This is a genomic window from Catellatospora sp. IY07-71 (assembly GCF_018326265.1).
Lineage (GTDB): Bacteria > Actinomycetota > Actinomycetes > Mycobacteriales > Micromonosporaceae > Catellatospora.
The window spans coordinates 6,527,708-6,552,576 of sequence record NZ_AP023360.1; the positions used below are offsets into that span (position 1 = coordinate 6,527,708).

The window sequence follows — 24,869 nt, forward strand, 5'->3', positions numbered from 1 at the left end:
GGGAGACGCGATGGACGCCGAGGACGCCACGCTGGAGACGATCCTGCGCGGAGAGCCCTCGCCCGAGGCCTGGCAGACGGCATACCGGCTGCTGCCCGAGGCGGGCCCCGAGGTGCTGCCCATCGCGCTGGCACAGCTTGCGGACTGGCCCGCGAGGCTGCGGCCGATGCCCGACGCCTGGTGGGAGGAGAAGTCCCGGGGCGTGCACCGGCCGTGGCACGCGGCGGCGGCGTGGCGCGCGCTCGGCGACGTCTACGACGTCCAGAACGGACGCCCGCCCGCGCCCGACGACGACGAGGAGACCGACTTCGCCTGCTTCTCCGAGGGCGCGACGGCGCTCGCCTGCCCCTCGGACACGGGCTGGCTGCTGCTGTGCGCGGCGGCGGAGTGGCACCACAACGGCGGTGACATCGTCGTCTGGGCCACCGGCCCACGGGCCGACTCGGTGAAGCTGCTCGACGGCTCCGGCTTCCACGACGAGGCGCTCGACGCCCAGCTCAGCCCCGACGAGACCGTCGCGGTGTGCGCCGTCGAGGGCCGCCTGCACGCCTGGTCCACGCCCGACGGCAAGCCGCGCTGGCAGGCCGAGCTGGCCGAGAGCACCGACGCCGAGGGCCGCTTCGACATGGCGTACTCGGCCGTGCGCATCGGGTTCAGCGGCGACGGCCGGCGGGTCGCCGCCGGTTGCGCGGCACGCGGCATCCATGTGCTCGACACCGCGGGCGGCGAGCTGCTCGGCCTCATCGCGGCGGACCCCTGCGGGCCGGTGGCCCTCGACCACGACGGCACCCGGCTGGCCCACGCGGGCACGGACGGCGAGATCGTGGTACGCGAAACCGCCTCCGGCTCCATCCTGGCGCGCCATGACACCGGCCTGGTCACCGTCAACGCGCTCGCCTTCGCACCGGACGGTGCCGGGCTCGCCGTGGCGGGCGGCGCTCGCGACGGCGTCTGTCCCGACGCGCGGCCGTCGGCCGTCGTCCTCACGCTGGACGGGCATACGGTCGCCGGCTCGCGGCAGGTCACCCCGTCCGAAGTCCCGGCGGAGATCGCCGCCGACTCGCCGCTGGCGGCGGTGGCCACCCGCTGCGTCTGGGGCGGGCACGGGCCGCTGGTGTACGCGGAGGACGACGCCGGGGCCGTGCTGTTCGGCGGCGACGGCCGCGTGCTCTGGACCGAGCCGGGGATGACCAGCGGCAACCTCTCCCCCGACGGCCGCGTCTTGGCCACCATGGGCGAGGAGGCCGTCACCGCGGTCTTCCTCGACGCGATGTTCCCCTACGGCAGCTGTACGTAGACCCGGGTCCAGGGCTGGTCGCCGAGCAGCCGCCAGCGGTGCCCGCCGCCCGCGGTGTCCTCGGCCAGCAGCAGGTCGCCCGGCTCGAGCTGGAACCTCAGCGCCCGGACCTCGGAAAAGGCGAACCTCGCGCGCTGTCGCGCCGCGGCTGTTCGGCCCTGTCACGCCCGCCGTCGCCGATTTCGGCGGCGGCCGACGGCATACCGGCGCGGCCGCCCTGGGCGCGGACGGCACCGCGGAGGACGCGGGCGGCGGCGCATGGGAGACTCGACGCGACAGCGGCAGTGGGAGGTGTGCATGTTCGATCATTTCGTGTGGTCCGTGCTCGTCGCTCCCGCACTGGTCGCGGTCGCGGTGCGGCTGCTGGCCGACCGGCTCGCGCCGGGGCGCGCGGCCCGGGTCGTGGCCTGGTCGGCGGCGGCCACGGCGGTCGGGAGCCTGCTCAACCTGCTGGTCTTCACGCTGGTGGCGGTCGCCCAGACCCCGGCGGCCGCGGCGGCTTTCGGCTGGTCGGCGCGCACCGTGCACGACGACACCGCGCAGGTCGCCTGGGTGCCCTGGCTCAGCGTTGCGCTGCTGGCCGCGGCGACCGGCGCCGTCACGGTGCGGGCGCGGCGCCACCGCCGGACGCTCGCCGAGGCCCGCCGCTACAGCGACGGCACGGCGACCGTGCTGATGCTGCCCGACGCCCGGCCGCAGGCGTTCGCGGTGCCGGGCCGCCCCGGGCGGGTGGTGGTCACCATCGGGATGCGCGAGCGGTTGACCGAGCCGCAGTTCGACGCCGTGATCGCGCATGAGCGGGCACATCTGGAGGGCGGACACCACCGGCTGGTCGCCGTCGCCGACGTCGCCGCGGCGTCCCATCCGGCGCTGTGGTGGGCCGCGCGACACGTCGGTTACCTGGTCGAGCGGGCCGCCGACGAGCAGGCCGCGCGGACGGTCGGCAGCCGCCGCACGGTCGCGTACGCGATCGGCACCGCGTCGCTGGCGGGCGTGCCGGCACCGGCGCTCGGCCTGCACGCGGCAGCCCGGCCGGGTGTGGTCCCGCGGCGCGTCGCCAGCCTGCTGCGCCCGCCCCGGCACGCCCGTTGGCCCTGGTACGTCCTGCCCGCAGCGCTGGCCGGCTCGTCGCTGGTCTGGACGGTCGAGGCGATCATCGACTTCTTCGAGTTGCTGGCGTACGCGAGCCTGCGCGGCTGACGCTCCCCGTGGCACGGACGTCGGCCGAAGGGACGATAGAGTCGGAGGCGATGAGCACTCGCCCACCAGACGCGCCCGATCCGGGCCGCCGCCGCTCCGGCGAGCTGGAGTCGCAGATCGTCACGGTGCTGACCGCGGCCGAGACGGCGCTGACCCCCGGCGAGGTGCGCGAGCGGCTGATCCCGCAGAGCGACCTGTCGTACAGCACGGTCGTCACGATCCTCACCCGGCTGCACGCCAAGGGCGCGGTGATCCGCGAGCGCGACGGGCGGGCCTACCGCTACGCCGCCCTGCGCGACGCCGCCGGGCTGGTCGCCGATCGGATGACCCGGCTGCTGACCGCCGAGGCCGATCACAGCTCGGTGCTGCGGCGCTTCGTGGGCAGCCTCGACGCCGACGACGAGCGTCTCCTGCGCGAGCTGCTGCGAGACGGGGACGAGTAGCGCGTGCAGCCCGGCTTGACTTCTACACACTGTAGAAGTCAGGATGCTTAGGCAATCCTAATTTAGGAAAGGCTCACCTGGCATGGCCGGGGCGGGCCGGTAGATGCTGCCCGCAAGCCGAGGTGCCGCCATGTCCAACGTGTTCCTGCCGACGTACCTCATCGGGCTGCGTGAGGGTCTGGAGGCGACGCTGGTCGTCACCATCCTGGTGGCGTTCCTGGTCAAGACCGACCGCCGGGACCGGCTCCGCTACGTCTGGACCGGTGTCGGCGTCGCCGCGGCGCTGTCGGTCGGCTTCGCCGCGGTGCTGCAGTACACGAGCGCCCACCTGGAGTTCGAGCGCCAGGAGCTGTTCGAGGCGGTCACCTCGATCCTGGCCGTGGCCTTCGTCACCTGGATGATCTTCTGGATGCGGCGGGCCGCCCGGTCCATCTCCGGCGACCTGCGCGCCCGGCTCGACGCCGCCATCGCGCTCGGCCCCCTGGCCGTCGTCGTCACGGCCTTCCTCGCCGTCGCCCGCGAGGGCCTGGAGACCGCGCTGATCTTCTTCGCGACCGTGCAGGGCGCCACCTCGACCTGGTCGGTCGCCGCGATCCTGACCGGCATCGCGACCTCGATCGTGCTCGGCTTCCTGATGTACCGCAGCGCGCTGCGGATCAACCTCACCCGCTTCTTCACCTGGACCGGCGTGCTGCTGGTGCTGGTCGCCGCGGGCATCTTCAAATACGGCGTGCACGACCTGCTCGAAGCGGGCGTGCTGCCGGGCCTGAACGACCTCGCCTTCGACATCTCCGGCACGCTGCCGCCCACCACCTGGTACGCCGAGCTGCTGCGCGGGACGCTCAACTTCACGCCCGCCCCGACGGTCCTGGAGACCGTCGCCTGGCTCGCGTACGCGATCCCGGTGCTCGTGCTGTTCCTGCTGCCGCACCGGGCGCGCGCCGCTGCGCCCGCCCCGGCCCCCGCTCCCACGCCGGTCCCCACCGGCAGCGACCGCTGAAACCCTTCCGAACACAGGAGTCACCCCCATGCGCAAGCTCCCGGCACTCACGGCGGCCGCCGTACTCGGCCTGAGCCTGTCGGCCTGCACCACCGACCCGGAGCCGGCCGCGCCCGGCGACGCCACCGGGCCCATCGCGGTCAAGGCCACCGACGCGACCTGCGAGGTCGGCCGGGCCGAGACCGCCGCGGGCACGGTCACCTTCACCGTCAGCAACGGCGGCGCCAAGGTCACCGAGTTCTACGTGTACGCCGCCGGGGACCGGGTGATGGGCGAGGTCGAGAACATCGCCCCCGGGCTGACTCGCGAGCTGAAGGTCGAGCTGACCGCCGGCACGTACGAGACCGCCTGCAAGCCCGGCATGATCGGCAAGGGCATCCGCAACGGGTTCAAGGTGACCGGCTCGGCCGCGCCGCTGACCGCCGACGCGAAGCTGGCCGAGGCCACCGCGAACTACCAGCGCTACGTGCGCAGCCAGACCGCGGCGCTGCTGCCCAAGACCGAGGAGTTCGTCGCCGCGGTCAAGGCCGGCGACGCGGCGAAGGCCAAGGCGCTGTTCCCGATCGCCCGCACCTACTGGGAGCGGATCGAGCCGGTCGCCGAGATCTTCGGCGACCTGGACCCGAAGATCGACGGCCGCGCCGAGGTGATCGAGGAGGGCATGGCCTTCACCGGCTTCCACCGCCTGGAGCAGGACCTGTGGGAGAAGAAGGACATCAGCAAGTCCGGCCCGATCGCCGACCAGCTGCTGGTCGACGTGAAGGAGATCGTGGCCAAGGCGAACGCGGAGCAGCTGTCCCCGCTGCAGCTGGCCAACGGTGCCAAGGAGCTGCTGGACGAGGTCGCCAGCGGCAAGATCACCGGTGAGGAGGACCGCTACTCGCACACCGACCTGTGGGACTTCGCCGCCAACGTCGAGGGCTCCAAGGCCGCCGTGCAGGCGCTGCGCCCGACCCTGGAGGAGCGCGCGCCGGAGCTGGTCACCGCGCTGGACGCCGCGTTCGCCGCCGTCGACACCGCGCTGGGCAGGCACCGCGCCGGTGACGGCTGGAAGCTGCACAACCAGCTGACCCAGGCCGAGCTGAAGGAGCTGAGCGACGTCATCAACGCGCTCGCCGAGCCCATCAGCAAGGTCGCCGCGGTCGTCGCGAAGTAGTCCCTCGGTGCGGTGGGCCGTCCGCGCAGGACGGCCCACCGCACCGGCACCTATCCCCGGAGTGTGAGACAGATGGTTTCGCGACGAGCAGCGCTGACCGCCACCGGCATCGGCCTGGTGGGCGTGGCCGCCACCGCCGCCGTGAGCGCGGCGACCGCCGACCCCGAGCCCGCCGCCGCCCCGGCGTTCGACGGCGCGGTCCCCTTCTTCGGCGAGCACCAGGCCGGCATCGTCACGCCCGCGCAGGACCGCCTGCACTTCGCCGCCTTCGACGTGATCACCAAGGACCGCGCGAAGCTCGTCGAGATGCTGCGCGAGTGGACCGCGGCCGCCGCCCGGATGACCCAGGGCCGCGACGCGGGCACCCTCGGCGCCGTCGGCGGCCAGCCCGAGGCGCCGCCGGACGACACCGGCGAGGCGCTCGGCCTGCCGCCCTCCGGGCTCACCCTCACCATCGGCTTCGGTCGCAGCCTGTTCCGCGACGCCGCGGGCGCCGACCGGTTCGGCATCGCCGACCGGCTGCCCGCCGCGCTGGAGGCCCTGCCCCACTTCCCCGGCGACGCGCTGCGCCCCGAGATCAGCGACGGCGACCTGTGCGTACAGGCCTGCGCCAACGACCCGCAGGTCGCCGTGCACGCGATCCGCAACCTCGCGCGCATCGGGTTCGGCGTGGTCAGCATCCGGTACTCCCAGCTGGGCTTCGGGCGCACCTCCAGCACGTCGCGGACGCAGGCCACGCCGCGCAACCTGATGGGCTTCAAGGACGGCACCCGCAACATGAAGCTGGAGGACGCCGAGCTGCTGCGCGAGCAGCTGTGGGCGCGCGCCGAGGACGGCGCGGCCTGGATGGCGGGCGGCAGCTACCTGGTCACCCGGCGGATCCGGATGACGGTCGAGACGTGGGACCGGACCTCGCTCACCGAGCAGGAGACGATCTTCGGCCGGGACAAGGGCGAGGGCGCGCCGCTGGGCAAGGCCAAGGAGTTCGACGAGCCCGACTTCGACGCCAAGGGCGCCGACGGGCAGCCGCTGATCGCCAAGGAGGCGCACATCCGGCTCGCGCATCCCGACTTCAACAACGGGGCGCACCTGCTGCGGCGTGGGTACAACTTCGTGGACGGCACCGACGGGCTCGGGCGGCTGGACGCGGGACTGTTCTTCATGGCGTACCAGCGTGATCCGCGCCGCCAGTTCGTGCCGGTGCAGCGCAGCCTGGCCCGCGCCGACGTGCTCAACGAGTACATCCGGCACGTGTCGAGCGGCCTGTGGGCCTGCCCCGCCGGCGTCACCGGCGACGGCGACCACTGGGGGCGCGCCCTGTTCAGCTGAGTGACGGCTTTCAGCGAGGATGGGTCCGGCTTGCCGAGCTGGACCCAGGAAGTGCAGAGCCCCCAGCCAGACAGATGCCGCGATCTACTCGCAGCTAACGTCGATCATCTCGGTCGGGACCGACCGCCAGCCGAGGAACCTGCTGTACAGCACGCCTGACTCGGCCGTGGGTATGTCCTGGCACGCCTCGAGGAAGAATCCGGACAGGTGCAGCGTCATCGACACATGAGCCCCGTCGTACTCAGCCAGTAGCTGGCCTTTGCGGCTCGGGCACGGCCATGGGAGTCCGCAGGCGGCGCAGGTCCAGTCCGGGCGGATTGGCAGGTGCATCGTCATCGGGGCCTCCCGGAGCTCGGTGGCGTTGGGGGGAAGGGCGCCGGCTGCGGGTGACCGCATGGCCATGGGAGATACGCCTGCGCCCTTCCCAGCACCCGCCGGTGCAAGGGTGCGATCTCGAACCGGCGGGGCTCTGATAACAGAACCTATGAGCTGGGCGGGGACGCGGGAACGTCCCGGCAGACACTGCCGCGGACACTTTCCTGGTGTCGAAACGTCCCGCGTGTGTCCACTACGGTGAACTACATGAGCCACCGTCTGCGCTCGGCAATGCTGCGCGCTCAACTCGACTCCGCCGCCCTGGCCGTCGCCGTCGGCGTGGACGTCAAGACCGTCAACCGGTGGCTGGCAGGGCGCATCCCGCACCAGCGCACTCGCCTCACCGTCGCGGTCGTGCTCGGTGAGAACGAAGCCGACCTGTGGCCTCATGCGCGCCCGGATCAGGCGCCGGGCACGAACGCACTGGCCGAGGTCGTCGGGGCCTATGCGCATCGCGCGGACATTCCCCAGCCGCTGTGGACGTCGCTGCTGACGGGCGCGAGCGAGCGCATCGACCTGCTCGGGTATGCCTACCCGTTCATCCTGGAGTTGCTGCCCGACGCGATGGCCCGTATCGCGGACAAAATCCGCAACGCCCTGAACTTCCTGGACCCGCTGCACGAGGTGCCCGGCTGCCAGATCGGGCTGCACACGGTGCACCTGTACAACTCGGTGTTCAGATTCGACGATCAGATGATCGTCACGCCGCACCTGTTTCGGGCACGCGGATACCAGCACACGGCGCTGCACCTGCGGCGGTTATCGCCACACGGGATCTTCGCGTCCTTCGCCGACCAGTTCGAGCAGATCTGGCAGACCGCTACTCCCTACCCGGCCGAGGCAGTCTGATGGGCGGCCAGCACGACTACTACCGGGACCCGAACGCACCCGCCGCGAACTCGATTGCACCCGGCGGCTCCGCGTTGGTTGTCGATGAGCGCGGCGGGGTGCTGATGCAGCGGCGGGCCGACTCGGGCAACTGGTCGTTACCCGGCGGCGTCATGGAGATCGGAGAGACCTTGCAGCAGTGCGTGATCCGGGAGGTGAAGGAGGAGACTGGCCTCGAGATCGAGATCACCGGCCTGCTCGGCATCTACACCGACCCGCAGCACGTGATCGCCTATGCAGACGGCGAGGTTCGCCAGGAGTTCAACATCACCTATCACGGCCGGGTCGTCGGCGGCACGATCGCTGTCAGTCACGAGTCGACTGAGGTCCGCTTTCTCGATCCGGCCGAATTCGACCGGCTGCCGATCCATGAGACCGTCCGGCTCCGGTTACGCCACCACGCCGAAGGGCGCCGCACTCCCTACCTCGGCTGACACCTCGGTAATTTAGCTGGCGCGGCGGTAGTGCATGGCCACCGCGCCGTTGCTGAGCGGCTCCGCCGAGAGCAGCTCGAGCTTGCGCGTGGCGGGCAGCCCGCCCTGGTACAGCGTCGGGCCGTGGCCGGCGATCATGGGATGGATGAGCAGCCTGTACTCGTCGATCAGGTCCAGCCGGTCGAGCTCGGTCGCGAGGCTGCCGCTTCCGAGCAGGACTCCGGCCGGGGTCTCGTCCTTGAGCTTCTGCACGCTCTCGCGCAGATCACCGCCGATGTGGTGGCTGTTGGTCCACGTGTAGTCCGTGCGTGTCGACGACACCACGTACTTGGGTTTGGCGTCCAATTTGACCGCCCACTCGCGGAGGGCCGGCGGCGCCTCCTGATCGCCACGGGCGACGGCCGGCCAGTAGCTCTCCATCATCTCGTAGGTGACCCGACCCCACAGCATCGCCCCGCTCTCGTCCAGGAGACGGGTGTACAAGGCGTGCGTCTCGTCGTCGGCGATCCCCTCCTGGTGGTCGACGCAACCGTCCAGGGTGACGTTGAGGCTGAAGATGAGCAGTCCCATGACCGGCCAGTCTAGCGACCACTTGGCAGCACGGACGCCGCCCTGACCACGCCGGGCCGGGCCGGCGGATCACTTCGGGGAGAGGAGGCAGAACTCGTTGCCTTCCGGGTCGGCCAGGACCGTCCACGGGACGTCGAGGTCGACGGCGGTGGCACCGAGGCTCCGCAGCCTGGCCGCCTCGGCCGCGGGGTCGTCACCCGGGTACGGCCGGACGTCGAGATGGACGCGGTTCCATCCGGTCTTCACGTCCGGTGTGCGGAGGAACTGCAGGTACGGGCCTACGCCCTGAGCGGAGCGCAGGACCGCGCTGTGCTCGGTCACCTTGTGCACGGTCCAGTCCGTGGCCTGACCCCAGAAGCGGGCCATCGCCGCGGGATCCGCGCAGTCGACGATCACCGAGGCGATCGGCCCGGTCTCTTCGTAGAGCGAGTCCAGCACGCAGAACTCGTTGCCCTCCGGATCGGCCATGACCGTCCACGGCACGTCGCCCTGGCCCACGTCGGCGAGCGTCGCACCCAGCTCCTTCAGGCGCGCGACCAGCTCCGCCTGATGGGCTGGCGACTTCGCGGCGAGATCGAGGTGCACGCGGTTCTTCACCGTCTTGGGATCCGGGTACCTGACGAGGTCGATGCAGACGGCGGCCGGGTCGGGGTAGGCGAAGCCCGCGGGTTCGAGGTTGGTCACGCCGGGCCCCTCGCTGGAGACCTCCCAGCCGAGCGCCTCCGCCCAGAAGCCGCCCAGCGCGGAGTCGTCGAGAGCCTTCATGTTGATCTGCACCAGCCGCGTCGCCATACCGCCGATGCTAGCGCTTTTATGATCTTGAATGGACCGCCGGGCCGCCCGCATCCCGCCTGGTGCGGGCGGCCCGTGCCGGTCTCAGTGCATCGCGTACGCGGGCTCGGCCGACTGGCTCGTGTTGATGATCTTCCTGCGCGGCAGGAACAGCGCGGGGACGATGCACAGCGCGACCAGGATCATCGCCACCAGGTAGGTGTTGCCGAACGCACCGGCCAGCCCTTCCCGGCCGGCCTCCAGCACCGGCGCGGGCACCTGGTCGGCGGGGACCATGCCCTGCGCGACGCCGAGGTACGCGGCGGCCGCCTGGTCGGCGAGCACCTTGTTGGTGAGCACCACGGACATGACCGCGGTGCCGATCGAGCCGGCGGTCTGCTGGACGATGTTCATCATCGTCGAGCCGCGCGCGACCTGGCCGTCGGTGAGGCTGCTCATCGCCGCGGACATGATCGGCATCATGGTCAGGCCCATGCCCATGCCCAGCACGAACAGACTGCCCAGCAGCAGCGCGTACGACGTGCCGGCGGCGACCTGGGTGTAGACCGCCAGGGCGGCGGTGATCAGGGCGATGCCGGTGAGCACGAGCTTGCCGGGGCCCATCTTGTCGGTCAGCTTGCCGCCGATGGGCATGGTCAGCATCGCGCCCAGGCCGTTGGGGGCCAGCAGCAGGCCGGCGTCGAGGGTGCCCTCGCCGCGCACCTGGATGAAGTAGCTGGGCAGCAGCAGCATCGAGCCCATGAACGCCACCGAGAACAGGGTCATCGTGATGACCGAGATGGTGAGGTTGCGGTTGCCGAACAGGCTCAGGTCGATGAGCGCGTGCTGCTTGCGCAGCGCGTGCAGCACGAACGCGATCACCAGCGCCAGCCCGACCAGGCCGGGGAGCAGCACCTTCGTCGCGGCGACGGTGCCCGCCTCGGGGATCGAGGAGACGCCGTAGAGGAACAGGGCCAGACCCGGCGACAGCAGCAGCATGCCGAGGAAGTCGAACGACTCCGACGGCTTCGGCTCGTCCTTGGCCAGCACCCGCCAGGCGGCGAACAGCGCGATCAGGCCGATGGGCAGGTTGATCAGGAAGATCCACTGCCAGCTGGCGGCCTCGATGAGCCAGCCGCCCAGGATGGGGCCGCCGATCGGGCCGAGCAGCATCGGCACGCCGAGCACGGCCATGACGCGGCCGATGCGCTCCGGGCCGGCGGCCCGGGTCATGATCGTCATACCGAGCGGCATGAGCATGCCGCCGCCGAGGCCCTGCAGCGCCCGGAAGGCGATCAGCGGGCCGATGTCCCAGGCGAAGCTGCACAGCACCGAACCGGCCACGAACAGCACGATCGAGGTCAGGTAGAGGCGCTTGGTGCCGAAGCGGTCGGCCGCCCAGCCGGTGATCGGGATGACCGCGGCCAGGGCCAGGGTGTACGCCGTCATGGTCCAGGCGACGGTCGCGGGGGTCGCGCCGAACTCCTGCTGGAACTTGGGCAGGCCGACGCTCACCACGGTGACGTCGAGGATCGACATGATGGCGCCCAGCACCACCACGGCCGCGACCTTGAGGACAGCGCCGTCCAGCTTCTCGGTGGCGGGTGGTGGGGCCGCGGGTTGGGCCGCGGCCGGCGGGCTGCTGGTGGTGGTCATCCGGGGGTCCTCCTGCTGATCGAACGTTTCGGGGCGATGGCGCAGGAATCGGTCTCCTGCTGGCATCGCCGCGTTCCGTCATCGTCGCAGTCGGGTCGCCGCCGGACGCAGATGAGTCACCCGCCCGTGGCACTGGACACCGGCGCGGCCCGGCCGCAGCCCGTGAGCAGGGATTTCGGTTTCGGCCATCCGCGGTGACCCGAGGTCCGGCGGAAATTCGGTAGTGCGCAGGGCCGGTCTCACGGATGATGCGGCCTCGGCCGCGAAACGAGATCAGGCCACCGGAAGCATCGCGCCGGTCAGGCCGCCGACGCTCCGGCGGCCGGGAGTGCCACGGCTCCTACCAGCCTTCGACGGCCCGGTCGTCGGCCAGATCACGCAGTTCGTCGGCGATCCTGTCCAGGTATCCGGCCAGCACGTCGCTGTACACGGGGCAGTCCCGCCAGTGGGCCTGGGCCTGGTCGAGCAGCGAGACCAGCGGGGCGTTACGCCGCCCGAGCCGCCGATCCTGGATGCTCTCCACGACCACGAGCCACTCCCAGTCGACCTCACCGTCGTAGCGCTCACCGTCGCCGATGGCGCGGGACAGGCCGTAGGTCACGTCGACGTAGGCGTTCCAAGCAGCCTGCTGCATAGTCGTGCTGTCCACCGCGCGGGGCTCCTGGTTTCCTCGAAGTGGCGGAGCGGTCGCCCTCAACGGTACGTGGTGTCCGCGCGCACGCCACATATATCGATATCCGCAGGCCAGGGCCACCTCGGGCCCGGCCGGCCGCTACGCCGTGACGCCCGCCCGCCGGATAATCGCTGGTGAGCAGGTCCGCGTTTCGCGGATGATGCGGTCATGGCCACGAGACGACGAGCTGCCCGCGATGCCGCTGCGGGCGGACCGGCCGGCGGGGCGCTCGCCGACCACGTGGGAGGCCCCGACGCCACCGTCCGGGCGACGGCCCGCGCCCTGGCCAAGATCGACGAGGCCTCGGCCCTGGTGCTGGTGGAAGGCATCCTCGACCAGGTGGCGCTGGAGACGGCCGCTGCGGGTCGCGGGCTCGATCTCGAGGCTCAGGGGATCGTGATCACGCCGATCGGCGGAGCGCATGCGATCGGCCGCTTCCTCGCCGACCTGGGCCCGCGCGCCGCACGGGTGCGGCTGACCGGTCTGTGCGACCTGCGGGAGGCGGACCTGTTCCGGCGGGCCGTCTCGGACCATTTCGGTTCGGCCCACACCGCGGCCGACATGGAGGACCGCGGCTTCTTCGTCTGCGACCGGGACCTGGAGGACGAGCTGATCCGCGCCCTGGGCATCACCGGGGTGGAGGCACTCCTCGACCACGAGGGCGACCTGGCGCTGTTCCGCGCGTTCCAGAATCAGCCCGCCTGGCGCGGGCGGCAGCCCGAGGCACAGCTCTACCGGTTCCTGCGCAGCAGCGCGCGCCGCAACCTGCGCTACGCGCGCCTGCTGGTCGACGCGGCGGTCGCCCGGGACGCCCTGCCCCGGCCGCTCGGTGCCCTGCTCACGGCGGTCTCCTGACGCAGCTTCCGCGGTCTGCTGACGCGCTGGTGCCACGTACCCCGGGTGACCGTGAACTTCCACGCCGAGATCCGGATCGGGACCGCCGTTTGCTGGCCGAGGCTCCCGGGGTGACCGGGAGCCATCCTCGCGGCGGGCGATCCTGCCCGCGCTGCAGCGCGCCAAGCTGCTCGAAGCCGAGCGCGTCAGGTACGCGCCCGTGGGCCCGGCCGAGGCGGCGATGTCTTCGGAGTAGCTCGCCAGGCGGTTACGGTGGCTCGAAGCCGTCACTCCTGACCTGCGGTCATGCCTGTGACCACCCCGGCCGGGCCGTCACAGGTCGGCCGGCTGCCAGGCCGCGGTGGTCGCCTCGGCGATCTGCCTGGCGTTGATCGCCGTCAGGCAGGGAGCCGTCGCGCCGCACGTCGCGCAGCTGCCCATGGAGTCGGCGAGCGGCTGATGGGCGGCCAGCAGTTCGGCCGCGGTGCTGACCACGATGCTGTCGCGCTCGAACAGGTACATGATGAGTATCCTTTTGCTCGCTGGGGACGCCTCCTCCAACGAGGATCGCGAGCCGGGGATACCCACCTCGCCTTCCGTGAAACCGGCGATGGGCTGCCGACCGCGCCGAGCCGATCATGTCGTACCGCGGATATACGGTCGGCCGGCATTGGCCGAAGGTGAGAGGACTGGCATGGGTTACGGCGTGATGGCGTACGCGGTCGACATCGACAAGCTGGTGGCGCTCTGCGGCAGCGGCGACGACCGGACGCGACGGGCCGTGAGCGGGCGGTTCCGGGACCGGATCCAGCGGCTCAACGACGACCTGGGCTGGTCGAACGAGCGCGGCGAGCCCTCCGTCTTCACCGCGATCAACCACCTCGTGCTGGGTGAGCAGCCCACCCTCGACGGCGCGATGTACGGCTACGCCTTCAAGTTCCTCGTCGAGTTCTCGGGCCGGTTCCTGGACAACCGGCCGTTCTACCCGTGCCGGTCGCACTACCTTTCGGACACCATCGACCCGGAGCTGGCCGCTCTCGGCGCCGGCATCCGGATGAGCGGCCTGATCTTCGGCGGGGCGCCCGTGGCGTTCCCGTCACCGGACGACTTCCCGGCGATCGGGCACTGGACAGCCGCCCAGGTGGCCGCCGATGCCGAGCGGCTGCGTGAGGCTTCCACCATCGAGCTGAAGACCATCTCGGGGTGGCTCGACGAGGCCGCGGCGACCGGACGCGGCGTGGTCGGCTTCTACCACTGAGCCGGACGCCTCGCATCGGGCGCCGTCACCGGCGACCTCGGGCCGGGGCCGGCTCAGTCCCGCGCCTCGGCCCGCAGCCGCTGCTCGAGGCGCTCCTGCTCGTGCAGCGGCTGCCGCTCGGCGGCGATCAGCTCGTCCCGCGCCCCGCTGGTGGCCCGGACCAGCTCGTCGAGCTTGAGCAGCACCGCCCGGGACTCCCGGCCGGTGGCGTGCTGCACGAAGAAGACCATGATGAAGGTGAAGACGCCGGTGACGGCGTGCAGGACGGCGATCCACTGATGGGTGAACCCACCGACGACGCCGACGACCAGCCACGCGGTGGACAGGATCACCGCCGCCACGGCAGCCCACGCCGAGCCGGTCAGGTCGACGACACGCCGAGCCGCCGTGGAGATCGCGCTACGGGCCCCTGCCTCGTCGGGTTGCACAGCTGACTCCTTCCGCCCGGCCACACCACCGGGAACGCGCCTGCCATACCCGCCGCGACGCGGCGCCAATCACGGCGGCCGCCGACCGCCGGGCTCCGGGCGACGTACGTCGGCCGTACACTGCCCGCCGTGAGCCGCAAGAGCTACTACGACCTCGCGTTCGGCGTCGCCGCGGGTGGTTCCCACAAGGACGCCCACTACATCCGGGGCACCCTCGACGAGATCAAGGCCGATCTTGCGGTCGACGACGGCAGCCTGTCCGACCTCGGCGCCCGGCCGGGTGACACCGCGACGGACGACGACGACTATGTGCCGTACGGGTTCACCGACTTCGAAGGCTGAAAGCCCGGCTGGACGGTGGCCGCGGACCACCGTCCACATGCGAGGTATCCTGTCGGCCAGTCCGACGGGGTCTTGGGGTGACGATGTTCTTCCGGCGCAGGACCGAGCAGGCACGCGCGCTGCGGTACATGGCGTACGTGTCCGACACGAAGATCGACATGTTGATCAGCCAGATCCAGGAGCCGCTGCGGCGCAGCATCGCCACGGAGCTGAAGCTCGACCTGAAGCTGATCGGCCTCACGCTCAACGCCGACAGCCCGCTGCGCCAGCAGAGCCGCATCGAGAAGGTGGCCCTGGTCGAGGACTACCTCGCCCGCCACCAGCAGGTCGGCGACCTGACCGCGACGCAGGGGTACGTCAGGGCACGGCTCAACATGGACTGGGCGCCGCTGTCGGACATCGAGCCCGGACGCGCGGACGCCGAAAAGATCACCTTCTTCTGCGGGTACACCCCGGACCTGCTCGTGGTGCTCAGCGGCTCGACGGCGCACCTGCTCGGGACCCCGGTGGAGCCGGCGGCCACGCCCGGCTCGCAGCCGTACGCCATCCGGCGGGCGCTGCAGCCGGTCGCGCCGCAGGGCACGGGGCTGGACGAGCAGGCGGAGACCGACACGGTGCGGTCGCTGGCCGACGGGATCGCGGCCACCGCGAAGGCGGTGTTCCAGACGCCGCAGCCGGTGCAGTTCCTCGCGCGCTGCATCAGCCGCGGGCCGCTGCCGGACGGCTCGCAGCGCCCGGCCTACCTGCTGGGCAGCCCGCTGTACGTCGAGATGGTGGACTTCTAGCCGATGAGCGGCGCCGCGCACCCGGTCTCGGCCGGGACCTGGCAGGTCGGCGACGTGATCGCCGGCCGGTACCGGGTCACGAAGGTGCACGAGCACGGCGGCATGGGCCTGGTCTACCGGGTGCGCCACCTGGGCTGGGACGCCGATCTGGCGCTGAAGAGCCCCCGGCCGCAGCAGCTGCGCACCGCCGAGGACCAGCAGCGCTTCGTCGACGAGGCCCAGGCGTGGATCTCGCTGGGCCTGCACCCGAACGTGTGCGCCGCCCACTATGTGCGCGCCGTCGACGGCGTGCCGCGCGTGTTCGCCGAGTACGTGCCCGGGGGCAGCCTGCGGGAGGCCATCGACGACGGTCGGCTGTACGAGGGCGCCCCTGACGAGGTGCTCGCGCGGCTGCTCGACGTCGCCGTGCAGCTCGCCTGGGGGCTGGCCCACGCGCACCGCCGGGGCCTGGTGCACCAGGACGTCAAACCGGCCAACGTGCTGCTCGACGAGGCGGGCACGGCGAAGGTGACCGACTTCGGGCTGTCCCGGGTGGGCGCTCGCGCCGCGCGGCCAGACCCGGCCCGGCCCGGGATCTGGGCCGGGCCCGGGGTGAGCATGCGGGTCAGCGCGGGCGGCCTCACCCCCGACTACGCCTCGCCGGAGCAGGCGGCCGGTGCGCCGCTGAGCCGCCGCACCGACGTGTGGAGCTACGCGGTCTCGGTGTTCGAGCTGTTCACCGGCGGCGTGGTCTGGTCCAGCGGCCCGTCGGCCGACGTCACGCTGGCCGAGTACCTGCACTGCGGACCCGACGATCCGGCCGCGCCACGGATGCCGGGCGCGCTGGCCGAGCTGCTGACCTCCTGCCTGCTCGACGATCCCGCCGCGCGCCCCGGCGACCTGGCCGAGGTCGCCGACATCATCGCGGCCGTGTACGCCGCCGAACTGGGCCGTGCGTACCCCCGGACCGCTCCGGCCGAGGCCGACCTGCGGGCCGACGAGTTCAACAACCGGGCGCTGTCGCTGCTCGACCTCGACGACACCGAGGCCGCCGACGCCGCGCTGCGCGCGGCGCTGGAGGCCGACCCGCACCACCTGGCAGCCGTCTTCAACGCCGCGCTGCTCGGCTGGCGGCGCGGCGACCTGACCGACGACGAGGCGGTGGCCGCCGTCGCCGCGGCCCGCGCCACGCGGCCGGAGCACTGGCTCGGCGCCTACCTGCTGGCCCAGGTGCATCTGGAACGCGGCGACCTGGACGCGGCGCTGCCGCTGCTGGCCGAGGCGGCGCAGCAGTCACCCGACGATCCGCAGTTCGCGGAGCTGCTGCGCCGGGCCCGCGCGGGCGAGCCGGCGGTCGGCGGCACCGCATGGCCCGTGCCCGGCGAGCGTGGCCGGATGACCGGCCTGCACCTCGGCCCGGACGGCAGGGTGGTGCTGACCGCGCTGGTGGACGTGCCGCCGCCGCAGCGGGGACTGCGGGCTGCGCTGTTCGGAGGCGAGCACCAGCGGCCGACGGAGAGCGTCATCAGAGTGGACTTCGCTGATGGCGAGCGCGGCCCGCTGACCCTGCCACAGGGCGCCTTCGCCCATCACTTCGCGGTCGGTCCCGGCGATCGCCTGGCCGCCGTCGGGGGCAGCGGCGACGAGGCGGTGGTATGGGATCTGGAGCGCGGCGTGACGCTGCAGCGGCTGCCCGGTCACGGGCTCTTCGTGACGGCGCTGCGGTTCCGCGCCGACGGCGGCGTGCTGGCGTCCGGGTCGAGCAGCGGCTCGATCCGGTTGTGGGATCCGGTGACCGGCGCGTGCCTGGCCGCGCTGACCGGTCACGAGCGCGAGGTCCACGGCCTGACCTGGTCGGCCGACGGCTCGCTGCTGGCGTCGGTGAGCAGCGACCGGACGCTGCGGCTGTGGGATCCGTGGACGGGCCGGTGCACGGCCGTGCTGCCCCACGCGGATCGGGTTTCGGCGGTGGACCTGGGCCCGGACGGGCACACCGCGGTCACCGGCGACCACGGCGGTGTGGTGCGGATCTGGACGCTGGACGCCGGCGGCGGCAGCTGCCGGCATGAGCTGCCGGGTCACCAGGGCCAGGTGACGACGGTGTCGGCGAGCGGCGCCGGGCGGTTCCTGACCGCCGGGCAGGACGGGATCCTGCGGCTGTGGGACGCGGCGGGCGGGCGCTGCCTGCGCACCGTCGAGGCGCACCGTGACGCGGTCTTCCGGGGGCTGTCCACGACGCAGACGGTGTACGTCGCGGCCCGCGCGGGCTCGGACGGGCGTTTGGCGTACTCGATGTCCAACGACCTGCTGCTGCGCTCGTGGGGGCTGCCGACCGGCTACACCGCCGCGCTGCATGTGTGCCGTCCGCGCCCGGTGTCGCGGCTGCACGAGTTCGACGCGCGCTTCCAGCAGCTGCTGAGCGGCGCGGAGCAGGCCATGGGCGAGGGGCGGGTGCCGGCCGCGCTGGAGCTGATGCGGCAGGCGCGAGCGGTGCCGGGTCACGAGAACACGTCGGAGGCGGTGGCGGCCTGGCAGCGCCTGGCGCGCTCATGTGTACGGACCGGGCTGCGCGGCTCGCGGCTCGTCCGCCGGATCGCCCTGGACGAGCCGGGTTCCCAGCGGTACTGGATGCCGCGGGTCAGTGTCAGCGCGGACGGGGCAAAGGCACTGACCAGTTCCCCCGACGACGCCATGGTGCTGTGGGACCTGGCGACAGGGCGGGCCGAGCGCCGGCTGCACACACCGGAGCACCGGACCTCGGTCGAGACGCTCGCGCTGAGCGCGGACGCAAGGCTGGCGGTCGCCGTCGACGGATACCGCCGCCTGCTGGTCTGGGACCTGCACCGCGACGGCGAGCCGAGGCTGCTGGACACGCTGCCCTCGACCGGCTCGCGGGTGAGCCTGGACCGGGCGGGCGTATACGCGCTGACCGGGACGGGCTCCCACACCGTGCTGCGCCGCTGGGACCTGGCGACCGGCAGCGAGCCGGCCGTGTTCCACGGCCGCGAGCGGCTGATCACGACCACCGGCGGGTCGTCGCGGATGGAGCCGGAGACGCTGCACGGCGTCTGCCTCAGCGGCGACGGGCGGCTGGCGCTGGCGGCCGCGCAGGACGGCGACGTGCTGCGCTGGGATGCGGTCAGCGGGCGGCCGCTGGGCCGCCTGCGGGGCCACGAGCAGCGCGCCGAGTGTGTGGCGATCAGCCCGGACGCCCGGTTCGCGCTGTCCGGCGCCTGGGACACGACGGTCCGCTACTGGGATCTGGAGCGGGGGCGGTGCGTGCGGGTGCTGGCCGGGCATACCCAGCCGGTCGACGCGGTCGCCTTCACGGGCGACGGGGAGTTCGCGCTCTCCGGCGGCCGCGACCACGCGCTGCGGGTGTGGCGGTTACGCGACGGCGCGTGCGTCCAGGTGCTCGACGGGCACGACGGCCCAGTGGCCGGGGTGGGTCTAGGCGACGACGGGTGGTCGGCGGTCACGGTCACCCACGAGAGCCTGTCGGTGTGGGAGCTGGACTGGGCGCTGGCGGCCGCTTCGGCCGCAGGTCCGCAGGCCGGTCCCGGCGGATGGTGGGGCCGGCTGCGGTCCGGCCGCTGAGGCGGCGGTCCAGCCCGAGTCCGCGGCGAACCTGGCGATCTCCACCGCGAACGCCCACCGGGGCGATAATGCGGCAGTTTTCCGGGGACGACGATTCCCCGCATAAGTTGCGTCGAAATCTGCGACGATTTGGGGAGCGGCGGTCCGTGTCCGGGCACAGCGGCCCGGACGCCGCCCCGATACCCGGATGTGAAAGCAGCGTGGCTTCTCATCAGATCCTTGAGAGGACCGACCCTGATGCGACTGAACAGCAGACTTTCGGCACTGGCAGCCACGTGCTGCGCAGCCGCCTTCTTACTCACGGCGGGACCAGCGGCGGCAGCGGTGCCCGCCGACGGCGAGTTCGGGCCTGCCTGCGCGGCGCTGCCCCAGGGCAGCAGCCCCGGCAGCCTGCAGACCATGGCCGGGCAGCCCGTGGCCGACGCCGCGGCGGGCAACCCGCTGCTGTCGACCCTGGTGACCGCGGTGAAGCAGGGCGGCCTCGTCGACACGCTCAACAACGCCGACGGCGTCACCGTGTTCGCGCCGACCAACGAGGCCTTCGCCAAGATTCCCAAGGCCCAGCTCGACCAGGTCCTCGCGGACAAGGAGCAGCTGCGCAAGCTGCTGACCTACCACGTGGTGGCCGGGCGGACCGCACCTGACCAGCTCGACGGCTCCCACAAGACGCTGGAGGGCCAGGACCTGACCGTGACCGGCAGCGGCGCCGACTTCACCGTCAACGACACCGCCAAGGTGGTCTGCGGCAACGTGCAGACCCGCAACGGCACCGTCTACGTCATCGACAGCGTGCTGATGCCTCCGTCGTGAACCGGCGGCAGGAAGAGTGCCGGGTGGACGGCAGACACCACCCGGCACCCCGCGACGAGCTGAAAGCGATCACCAAGCCATGAGCGGACCACACCACGACGCCGCACCCAGATCGCGCCGGACGGTCCTCGTCACCGGCGCCACCGGCTACATCGGCGGGCGGCTGGCACCCCGGCTCATCGAGGCCGGGCACGACGTACGCTGCCTGACCCGCTCCGCCGGCCGCCTTCGCGACGTGCCGTGGGCGGCCGAGGCGGAGATCGTCGAAGGCGACGTGCTCGACTACGACGGCACCCGCCGGGCGCTTGCGGGCGTCCACGTCGCGTACTACCTCGTCCACTCCCTGGGCACCGCCCACTTCCAGGACGTCGACCGGCGCGCCGCGCAGACGTTCGCCGCCGCCGCGAAGGACGCGGGCGTCCAGCGCATCGTCTACCTCGGCGGCCCCACCCCGGTGCCGTCCCGCGACGGCACACCGTCGTCGGCGCACCTGCTCTCCCGTGACGAGGTCGCCGCCGTGCTCACCGCGTCCGGGGTGCCGACGGTGACGCTGCGGGCGGCCGTCATCATCGGCTCCGGCTCGGCCTCCTTCGAGATGCTGCGCTACCTGACCGAACGGCTGCCCGTCATGGTCACCCCACGCTGGGTGAACACCCGCATCCAGCCCATCGCCGTACGCGACGTGCTGCACTACCTGACGGCGTGGGCGGACGTGCCGGACCGGGTCGACCGGTCGTTCGACATCGGCGGCCCGGACGTGCTCACCTACCGCGAGATGATGATCCGTTACGCGCGCGTGGCGCACCTGCGCCCCCGCACGATCATCCCGGTCGGGGTGCTCTCGCCCTGGCTCAGCTCGCAATGGGTCAACCTGGTCACCCCGGTGCCCGGCGCCATCGCCAAGCCGCTGGTGGCCAGCCTGATCCACGAGGCGGTCTGCCACGAGCAGGACATCAGGAGGTACGTCCCGGATCCGCCCGGCGGGCTCAAGGGATTCGACGAGGCCGTCGCCCTGGCCCTGGTCAAGATCCGGGATGCCGACGTGGAGACCCGCTGGTCGACCGCCACCTGGACCGGCGCCCCCGCCGAGCCGCTGCCCACGGACCCGGACTGGTCGGGCGGCAGCGCCTACGTCGACCGCAAGACCCGGCGGGTCCACGCCCCGCCCGAGGCCCTCTGGGACGTCATCGTGCGCATCGGCGGCGAGACGGGCTGGTACTCCTCCCCGATGGCCTGGGCCCTGCGGGGATGGCTCGACCGGCTCATCGGCGGCGTCGGGCTGCGCCGGGGCCGCCGCGATCCCGTCGAGCTGTACGTCGGTGAGGCCCTGGACTTCTGGCGGGTCGAGGAGATCCAGCACGGCAGGCTGTTGCGGCTGCGGGCGGAGATGCTGCTGCCCGGTCTGGCCTGGCTGGAGCTGAAGGTCGAACCCGACCTGCTCAGCCCCGCACACGTCAGCCGATACCAGCAGCGTGCCGTCTTCCTGCCGCGCGGGCTGGCCGGGCATCTGTACTGGTACTGCATCTCCCCGTTCCACCATGTGATCTTCGGGGGATGGCGCGCAACATCGCCCGGGCCGCCGAGCGCAGCTCCGCCACCGGCGACAGGCCCGAGGTCGTCGAGATCTCCCCGTCGCGGGTCCGCGCCGAGCCCGTGCCGGAGACGGCCTCGGCACCGCGTGCGGCCGCCGGCCGCGCCGGGTTTGCCCGGCCGGTACGCGGGTAATGCAAAGTGCTTTCACTTCAGTGAGGAGTTGGTGATGAGCACGGTTACCGAGTCCGTGGACGTCCACGTTCCGCTGCACACCGCATACAACCAGTGGACGCAGTTCGAGTCGTTCCCGAACTTCATGGGCGGCGTCGAATCGGTCACGCAGATCGACGCCACCCACAACCACTGGATCGTCAACGTCGCCGGTGCCCGGCGCGAGTTCGACACCGAGATCACCGAACAGCATCCCGACGAGCGCGTCGCGTGGAAGAGCACCGGCGGCGAGACGAAGCACGCCGGGGTCGTCACGTTCCACCGGCTCAGCGACACCGACACCCGGGTGACCATCCAGCTGGACTGGGAGCCCGAAGGCCTGGTCGAGAACGTGGGCGACGCGATCGGCGCCGACAGCCGCCAGGTCAAGAAGGACGCCAAGGCGTTCAAGGAGTTCATCGAGCAGCGCGGTCTGGAGACCGGCGGCTGGCGCGGCAACGTCGAGGCGCCCGGCAGCCGCCGCGACACGTATTGATCCGGTCAGGACGGCGGGACGCTCGGTCCGTCACGTCGCGGAGCCTGAGGAGTGGGGTGGTGACGGCCCGACGCGCCGTCACCACCCAGGCCGTCAGTGCTTGAAGAACTGCTGCGCCGGGCTGCCGTTGCAGTCCCAGAGCTGCAGGCGGACGCCGTTGCCGTTGGCGCCGTTGGGCGAGTCCAGGCAGCGGCCCGACTGCGGGTTGCGCAGGGTGCCGTTGGCCTGCGGGATCCACTGCTGAGCGCCGCCGCCGTTGCAGTCCCACAGCTGGAGCAGCGTGCCGTTGGCGGTGCCGTTGCCGGTGGCGTCGAGGCAGCGGCCGAGGGTGCGCAGCGTGCTGCCCTCCCAGGTCCACTTCTGGTCCACGGCGTAGTACTGGCAGTCCCACAGCTGGATCACGGCGCCGTTGCCGCCGGTGTCGTCGGCGGCGACGTCGATGCACTTGCCGCCCGGTCCGATGATGTTGGTGGCCGCGGTCGCGCCGCCGCCGACCCGGAACACCTGGGCCGCGCTGTTGTTGCAGTCCCACAGCTGGAGCCGGGCGCCGTTGGCGGTGGAGCCGCTGGGCGAGTCCACACAGCGGCCGGACTGCGGGTTGAGCAGCGAGCCGTTCGGCTGCTGCACCCACTGCTGAGCGCCGCCGCTGTTGCAGTCCCACAGCTGGAGCAGGGTGCCGTTGGCGGTGCCGTTGCCCGTGGCGTCGAGGCAGCGGCCGAGGGTGCGCAGCGTGCTGCCGTTCCAGGTCCAGCGCTGGTCCTTGGAGGCGGCCTGGCAGTCCCACAGCTGTACGGCGGAGCCGTTGCCACCGGTGTCGTCGGCGGCGACGTCCACGCACTTGGCGCCGGGGCCGATGATGCGCGGGCCGGGCGGCGGGCCGGTGTTGAGCGCCTTGGACGCGGCGATGACGCCCTGGTTGGCGGCGCGCACCCGGTTCAGGTCGAACTTGAGCACCTGCCGGTCGTACGTCCAGAAGCCGTTGACCTCGCCCTCGACGTCGAACGGCTGGGTGTAGACCAGGCCGGCCAGGCCGCGGGTGTTGACCAGATTCGTCGCGGACGTGATCAGGTGCACGTACCGGTCGGTGATGGTCGTGGTGTTGGGGTGCATCTCGTACGCCCCGAAGTTGCCGTTCGGGCTGTACTCGTGGCCGGGCGTGCGCAGGCCCATGCCGCCGTACTCGCCGAGCACCGACACGCGGGTCGAGGTGGGCACGGGCGAGTCCGGGCCGACGTACATGTGCCAGTCCATGATGTCGCCGTTGCCGGGGTCGCCCTTGGACGCGCAGCAGTTGTAGCCGCTGTGGCCGTTGACCAGGCGGGTCGGGTCCTGGTTCTTGACGTTGGTGATGATGCGGCTGGTGTCGGCGAGGTTCCACTCGCCCCAGCCCTCGTTGAACGGCACGTACACCACCACGGCGGGCGAGGAGCGGTGCTCGTCGACGACCTCGCGCAGCTCGGACTCCCACTGCGCCTGCTGCGTGGCGTTGCCGGGGTCGCCCTTGCTCGGCATGTCCTGCCAGACCAGCAGCCCGAGGCGGTCGGCGTGGTAGAACCAGCGCTGCGGCTCGACCTTGATGTGCTTGCGGACCATGTTGAAGCCCAGGTCCTTGATCTTCTGCAGGTCGGCGGCGAGCGCCGCGTCGGTCGGCGCGGTGTACAGGCCGTCGGGCCAGAAGCCCTGGTCCAGGGTGCCGTTGTGCAGCACGAACTGGCCGTTGAGGGTGGGCACCAGGCGGCCGTTGACGACGGCCTTGCCGACCTCGCGCATGCCGAAGTAATGCGTGGTCTGGTCGACCGTCGTGCCGGAGCTGTTCCGCAGCGACAGGCGCAGGTTGTAGAGGAACGGGTCGTCCGGCGACCACCGCCGCGCGCTGGGCACCGGCACGGTGAACTCGGTGAAGCCGCCCGTGGCGGTGCCGACCACGGTGGTCCCGTTGAGCGCCTCGGCGTACACCGTGTGGCCGGTGACGGTGCCCCGGGTGAAGACCCGGATCCGCAGGGTGTTGTTGCTCAGGTTGGGGTAGAGGTCGGCGCTGTAGATCGAGGCCGTGGGGGTCGGCTCCAGCCAGACGGTCTGCCAGATGCCCGACGTGGGGATGTAGAAGATGCCGCCCGGGTTGCGGACCTGCTTGCCGCGGGCCGGATTGGTGCCCTCGGCGCCGGAGTCGGTCGGGTCGAACACCCGCACGACCAGCTCGTTGGTGCCGCCGTTGAGCTGCGGGGTGATGTCGAATTCGAAGCGGTCGTAGCCGCCGGTGTGGGTGCCGACCTGGGTGCCGTTGACCCAGACCGTGGTGCGCCAGTCGACCGCGCCGAAGTGCAGCTGCACCCGGCGGCCGGACCAGCCGGCGGGCACGGTGAAGGTGCGCCGATAGGTCAGGTAGTAGCGGTTGTCGTTGGCGGGGCGCTTGATGCCCGACAGGGCCGACTCGACCGGGAACGGCACGTTGACCCGCTCGGGCAGGGTCTGGCCGAAGACCGGCGCGGTGTTGGCCGTGGACTGGCTCAGCTGCCACTCGCCGTTGAGGTTGAGCCAGTCGGGGCGGGTCATCTGCGGGCGCGGGTACTCCGGCAGCGGGGTGCCGTTGAGCGCCTGGCTGGTCCACGGGGTGGTCAGCGGGGACGGCTGGGCGGGGGCGGCGGCGGCCGGGGCGGCGCCGGCGGTGAGCCCGCCGAGGACGGTGAGGATGCCCAGCGCGCCGCTGAAGATGGTCTTCAGCGGGCGCCGTCTGGATGTGCGGTGCATGAGGACTCCCAGGATCGTTGCCGGTCCTGATGAGGCACGCCGAAACCTCATCCTGGC

Annotated in this window: 23 protein-coding genes and 1 pseudogene; 16 read left to right on the plus strand and 8 right to left on the minus strand. The window is 71.9% G+C overall.

The window, feature by feature from the left end:
- Window positions 1-10: 10 nt before the first annotated feature.
- The 6 genes from CS0771_RS29055 to efeB all read left to right on the plus strand — a co-directional run bounded on the left by CS0771_RS29055 (window position 11) and on the right by efeB (window position 6,425).
- Window positions 11-1,297, plus strand: coding sequence for a WD40 repeat domain-containing protein (locus CS0771_RS29055; RefSeq protein WP_212843966.1), 1,287 nt, complete (start codon window positions 11-13; stop codon window positions 1,295-1,297).
- Window positions 1,298-1,594: 297 nt separating this feature from the next.
- A complete protein-coding gene (locus CS0771_RS29060) occupies window positions 1,595-2,497 on the plus strand; it encodes a M56 family metallopeptidase (protein ID WP_212843967.1) in 903 nt (300 codons plus the stop codon).
- A 50-nt stretch (window positions 2,498-2,547) separates the two neighbouring features.
- On the plus strand, window positions 2,548-2,940 hold the full coding sequence (locus tag CS0771_RS29065) for a BlaI/MecI/CopY family transcriptional regulator (protein ID WP_212843968.1): 393 nt from the start codon (window positions 2,548-2,550) through the stop codon (window positions 2,938-2,940).
- Window positions 2,941-3,070: 130 nt separating this feature from the next.
- Window positions 3,071-3,940 (plus strand): iron uptake transporter permease EfeU, encoded by an 870-nt coding sequence (gene efeU / locus CS0771_RS29070; RefSeq protein WP_212843969.1) that lies wholly within the window; start codon window positions 3,071-3,073, stop codon window positions 3,938-3,940.
- Between the two features lie 28 nt (window positions 3,941-3,968).
- On the plus strand, window positions 3,969-5,096 hold the full coding sequence (efeO, locus tag CS0771_RS29075) for an iron uptake system protein EfeO (protein WP_212843970.1): 1,128 nt from the start codon (window positions 3,969-3,971) through the stop codon (window positions 5,094-5,096).
- Between the two features lie 72 nt (window positions 5,097-5,168).
- Complete coding sequence (gene efeB, locus CS0771_RS29080; RefSeq protein ID WP_212843971.1) at window positions 5,169-6,425, plus strand: iron uptake transporter deferrochelatase/peroxidase subunit; 1,257 nt, start codon at window positions 5,169-5,171, stop codon at window positions 6,423-6,425.
- Window positions 6,426-6,509: 84 nt separating this feature from the next.
- Here the strand turns inward: efeB and CS0771_RS29085 are convergent, their stop codons facing one another.
- Window positions 6,510-6,761: a flavin reductase gene (locus tag CS0771_RS29085; RefSeq protein ID WP_244871099.1), complete on the minus strand. Its 252-nt coding sequence runs from the start codon at window positions 6,759-6,761 to the stop codon at window positions 6,510-6,512.
- A gap of 246 nt (window positions 6,762-7,007) precedes the next feature.
- Between CS0771_RS29085 and CS0771_RS29090 the strand changes: the two genes are divergently transcribed.
- Both CS0771_RS29090 and CS0771_RS29095 read left to right on the plus strand, forming a co-directional pair.
- Window positions 7,008-7,649: a helix-turn-helix transcriptional regulator gene (locus CS0771_RS29090; RefSeq protein ID WP_212843972.1), complete on the plus strand. Its 642-nt coding sequence runs from the start codon at window positions 7,008-7,010 to the stop codon at window positions 7,647-7,649.
- Complete coding sequence (locus CS0771_RS29095; RefSeq protein WP_212843973.1) at window positions 7,649-8,122, plus strand: NUDIX domain-containing protein; 474 nt, start codon at window positions 7,649-7,651, stop codon at window positions 8,120-8,122. The genes CS0771_RS29090 and CS0771_RS29095 overlap by 1 nt, the downstream gene beginning before the upstream one ends.
- A gap of 12 nt (window positions 8,123-8,134) precedes the next feature.
- On the opposite strand, the gene CS0771_RS29100 is transcribed toward CS0771_RS29095, so the two are convergent.
- The 4 genes from CS0771_RS29100 to CS0771_RS29115 form a co-directional block, all read right to left on the minus strand.
- On the minus strand, window positions 8,135-8,692 hold the full coding sequence (locus CS0771_RS29100) for a dihydrofolate reductase family protein (RefSeq protein WP_212843974.1): 558 nt from the start codon (window positions 8,690-8,692) through the stop codon (window positions 8,135-8,137).
- A gap of 69 nt (window positions 8,693-8,761) precedes the next feature.
- Window positions 8,762-9,484, minus strand: coding sequence for a VOC family protein (locus CS0771_RS29105; RefSeq protein ID WP_212843975.1), 723 nt, complete (start codon window positions 9,482-9,484; stop codon window positions 8,762-8,764).
- Window positions 9,485-9,568: 84 nt separating this feature from the next.
- Window positions 9,569-11,119: a DHA2 family efflux MFS transporter permease subunit gene (locus CS0771_RS29110; protein ID WP_212843976.1), complete on the minus strand. Its 1,551-nt coding sequence runs from the start codon at window positions 11,117-11,119 to the stop codon at window positions 9,569-9,571.
- A gap of 340 nt (window positions 11,120-11,459) precedes the next feature.
- Complete coding sequence (locus tag CS0771_RS29115; RefSeq protein ID WP_212843977.1) at window positions 11,460-11,768, minus strand: hypothetical protein; 309 nt, start codon at window positions 11,766-11,768, stop codon at window positions 11,460-11,462.
- A 192-nt stretch (window positions 11,769-11,960) separates the two neighbouring features.
- On the opposite strand from CS0771_RS29115, the gene CS0771_RS29120 reads away from it, so the two are divergent.
- On the plus strand, window positions 11,961-12,647 hold the full coding sequence (locus tag CS0771_RS29120) for a TOPRIM nucleotidyl transferase/hydrolase domain-containing protein (RefSeq protein ID WP_212843978.1): 687 nt from the start codon (window positions 11,961-11,963) through the stop codon (window positions 12,645-12,647).
- A gap of 312 nt (window positions 12,648-12,959) precedes the next feature.
- On the opposite strand, the gene CS0771_RS29125 is transcribed toward CS0771_RS29120, so the two are convergent.
- Window positions 12,960-13,148: a hypothetical protein gene (locus CS0771_RS29125; protein ID WP_212843979.1), complete on the minus strand. Its 189-nt coding sequence runs from the start codon at window positions 13,146-13,148 to the stop codon at window positions 12,960-12,962.
- Between the two features lie 172 nt (window positions 13,149-13,320).
- Between CS0771_RS29125 and CS0771_RS29130 the strand changes: the two genes are divergently transcribed.
- Window positions 13,321-13,884: a hypothetical protein gene (locus CS0771_RS29130; RefSeq protein WP_212843980.1), complete on the plus strand. Its 564-nt coding sequence runs from the start codon at window positions 13,321-13,323 to the stop codon at window positions 13,882-13,884.
- 53 nt (window positions 13,885-13,937) lie between these two features.
- On the opposite strand, the gene CS0771_RS29135 is transcribed toward CS0771_RS29130, so the two are convergent.
- Window positions 13,938-14,312 carry a low affinity iron permease family protein gene (locus tag CS0771_RS29135; protein WP_212843981.1) on the minus strand — a complete coding sequence of 125 codons (375 nt, stop codon included), beginning with the start codon at window positions 14,310-14,312 and terminating at the stop codon, window positions 13,938-13,940.
- A 129-nt stretch (window positions 14,313-14,441) separates the two neighbouring features.
- On the opposite strand from CS0771_RS29135, the gene CS0771_RS29140 reads away from it, so the two are divergent.
- From CS0771_RS29140 to CS0771_RS29165, 6 genes and pseudogenes are all read left to right on the plus strand, one after another.
- Window positions 14,442-14,654, plus strand: coding sequence for a hypothetical protein (locus CS0771_RS29140; protein WP_212843982.1), 213 nt, complete (start codon window positions 14,442-14,444; stop codon window positions 14,652-14,654).
- A gap of 83 nt (window positions 14,655-14,737) precedes the next feature.
- Window positions 14,738-15,439, plus strand: a complete 702-nt coding sequence (locus tag CS0771_RS29145; protein WP_256442886.1) for an SAVMC3_10250 family protein — start codon at window positions 14,738-14,740, stop codon at window positions 15,437-15,439.
- A gap of 3 nt (window positions 15,440-15,442) precedes the next feature.
- Window positions 15,443-19,015 (plus strand): serine/threonine-protein kinase, encoded by a 3,573-nt coding sequence (locus CS0771_RS29150; protein WP_212843984.1) that lies wholly within the window; start codon window positions 15,443-15,445, stop codon window positions 19,013-19,015.
- A gap of 324 nt (window positions 19,016-19,339) precedes the next feature.
- Window positions 19,340-19,825, plus strand: a complete 486-nt coding sequence (locus CS0771_RS29155; protein WP_244871100.1) for a fasciclin domain-containing protein — start codon at window positions 19,340-19,342, stop codon at window positions 19,823-19,825.
- A 79-nt stretch (window positions 19,826-19,904) separates the two neighbouring features.
- A pseudogene (locus CS0771_RS29160) lies at window positions 19,905-21,409 on the plus strand (SDR family oxidoreductase); the annotation flags it as partial.
- 175 nt (window positions 21,410-21,584) lie between these two features.
- On the plus strand, window positions 21,585-22,064 hold the full coding sequence (locus CS0771_RS29165) for an SRPBCC family protein (protein ID WP_212843986.1): 480 nt from the start codon (window positions 21,585-21,587) through the stop codon (window positions 22,062-22,064).
- A gap of 93 nt (window positions 22,065-22,157) precedes the next feature.
- On the opposite strand, the gene CS0771_RS29170 is transcribed toward CS0771_RS29165, so the two are convergent.
- The gene (locus CS0771_RS29170; RefSeq protein WP_244871101.1) at window positions 22,158-24,812 is read right to left on the minus strand and encodes a ricin-type beta-trefoil lectin domain protein; all 2,655 of its coding nucleotides are present in this window, start codon (window positions 24,810-24,812) and stop codon (window positions 22,158-22,160) included.
- Window positions 24,813-24,869: the final 57 nt, after the last annotated feature.

What these genes read in the sequence shown, in the direction of transcription:
- CS0771_RS29090 (WP_212843972.1), top strand. Translation starts at nt 7,008, where the DNA reads ATGAGCCACCGTCTGCGCTCGGCAATGCTGCGCGCTCAACTCGACTCC.
- CS0771_RS29125 (WP_212843979.1), bottom strand. Translation starts at nt 13,148, where the DNA reads ATGTACCTGTTCGAGCGCGACAGCATCGTGGTCAGCACCGCGGCCGAA.
- efeO (WP_212843970.1), top strand. Translation starts at nt 3,969, where the DNA reads ATGCGCAAGCTCCCGGCACTCACGGCGGCCGCCGTACTCGGCCTGAGC.
- CS0771_RS29110 (WP_212843976.1), bottom strand. Translation starts at nt 11,119, where the DNA reads ATGACCACCACCAGCAGCCCGCCGGCCGCGGCCCAACCCGCGGCCCCA.
- CS0771_RS29095 (WP_212843973.1), top strand. Translation starts at nt 7,649, where the DNA reads ATGGGCGGCCAGCACGACTACTACCGGGACCCGAACGCACCCGCCGCG.
- efeB (WP_212843971.1), top strand. Translation starts at nt 5,169, where the DNA reads ATGGTTTCGCGACGAGCAGCGCTGACCGCCACCGGCATCGGCCTGGTG.
- CS0771_RS29165 (WP_212843986.1), top strand. Translation starts at nt 21,585, where the DNA reads ATGAGCACGGTTACCGAGTCCGTGGACGTCCACGTTCCGCTGCACACC.
- CS0771_RS29055 (WP_212843966.1), top strand. Translation starts at nt 11, where the DNA reads ATGGACGCCGAGGACGCCACGCTGGAGACGATCCTGCGCGGAGAGCCC.
- CS0771_RS29170 (WP_244871101.1), bottom strand. Translation starts at nt 24,812, where the DNA reads ATGCACCGCACATCCAGACGGCGCCCGCTGAAGACCATCTTCAGCGGC.
- CS0771_RS29120 (WP_212843978.1), top strand. Translation starts at nt 11,961, where the DNA reads ATGGCCACGAGACGACGAGCTGCCCGCGATGCCGCTGCGGGCGGACCG.
- CS0771_RS29150 (WP_212843984.1), top strand. Translation starts at nt 15,443, where the DNA reads ATGAGCGGCGCCGCGCACCCGGTCTCGGCCGGGACCTGGCAGGTCGGC.
- efeU (WP_212843969.1), top strand. Translation starts at nt 3,071, where the DNA reads ATGTCCAACGTGTTCCTGCCGACGTACCTCATCGGGCTGCGTGAGGGT.
- CS0771_RS29100 (WP_212843974.1), bottom strand. Translation starts at nt 8,692, where the DNA reads ATGGGACTGCTCATCTTCAGCCTCAACGTCACCCTGGACGGTTGCGTC.
- CS0771_RS29145 (WP_256442886.1), top strand. Translation starts at nt 14,738, where the DNA reads ATGTTCTTCCGGCGCAGGACCGAGCAGGCACGCGCGCTGCGGTACATG.
- CS0771_RS29130 (WP_212843980.1), top strand. Translation starts at nt 13,321, where the DNA reads ATGGGTTACGGCGTGATGGCGTACGCGGTCGACATCGACAAGCTGGTG.
- CS0771_RS29060 (WP_212843967.1), top strand. Translation starts at nt 1,595, where the DNA reads ATGTTCGATCATTTCGTGTGGTCCGTGCTCGTCGCTCCCGCACTGGTC.
- CS0771_RS29105 (WP_212843975.1), bottom strand. Translation starts at nt 9,484, where the DNA reads ATGGCGACGCGGCTGGTGCAGATCAACATGAAGGCTCTCGACGACTCC.
- CS0771_RS29065 (WP_212843968.1), top strand. Translation starts at nt 2,548, where the DNA reads ATGAGCACTCGCCCACCAGACGCGCCCGATCCGGGCCGCCGCCGCTCC.
- CS0771_RS29085 (WP_244871099.1), bottom strand. Translation starts at nt 6,761, where the DNA reads ATGACGATGCACCTGCCAATCCGCCCGGACTGGACCTGCGCCGCCTGC.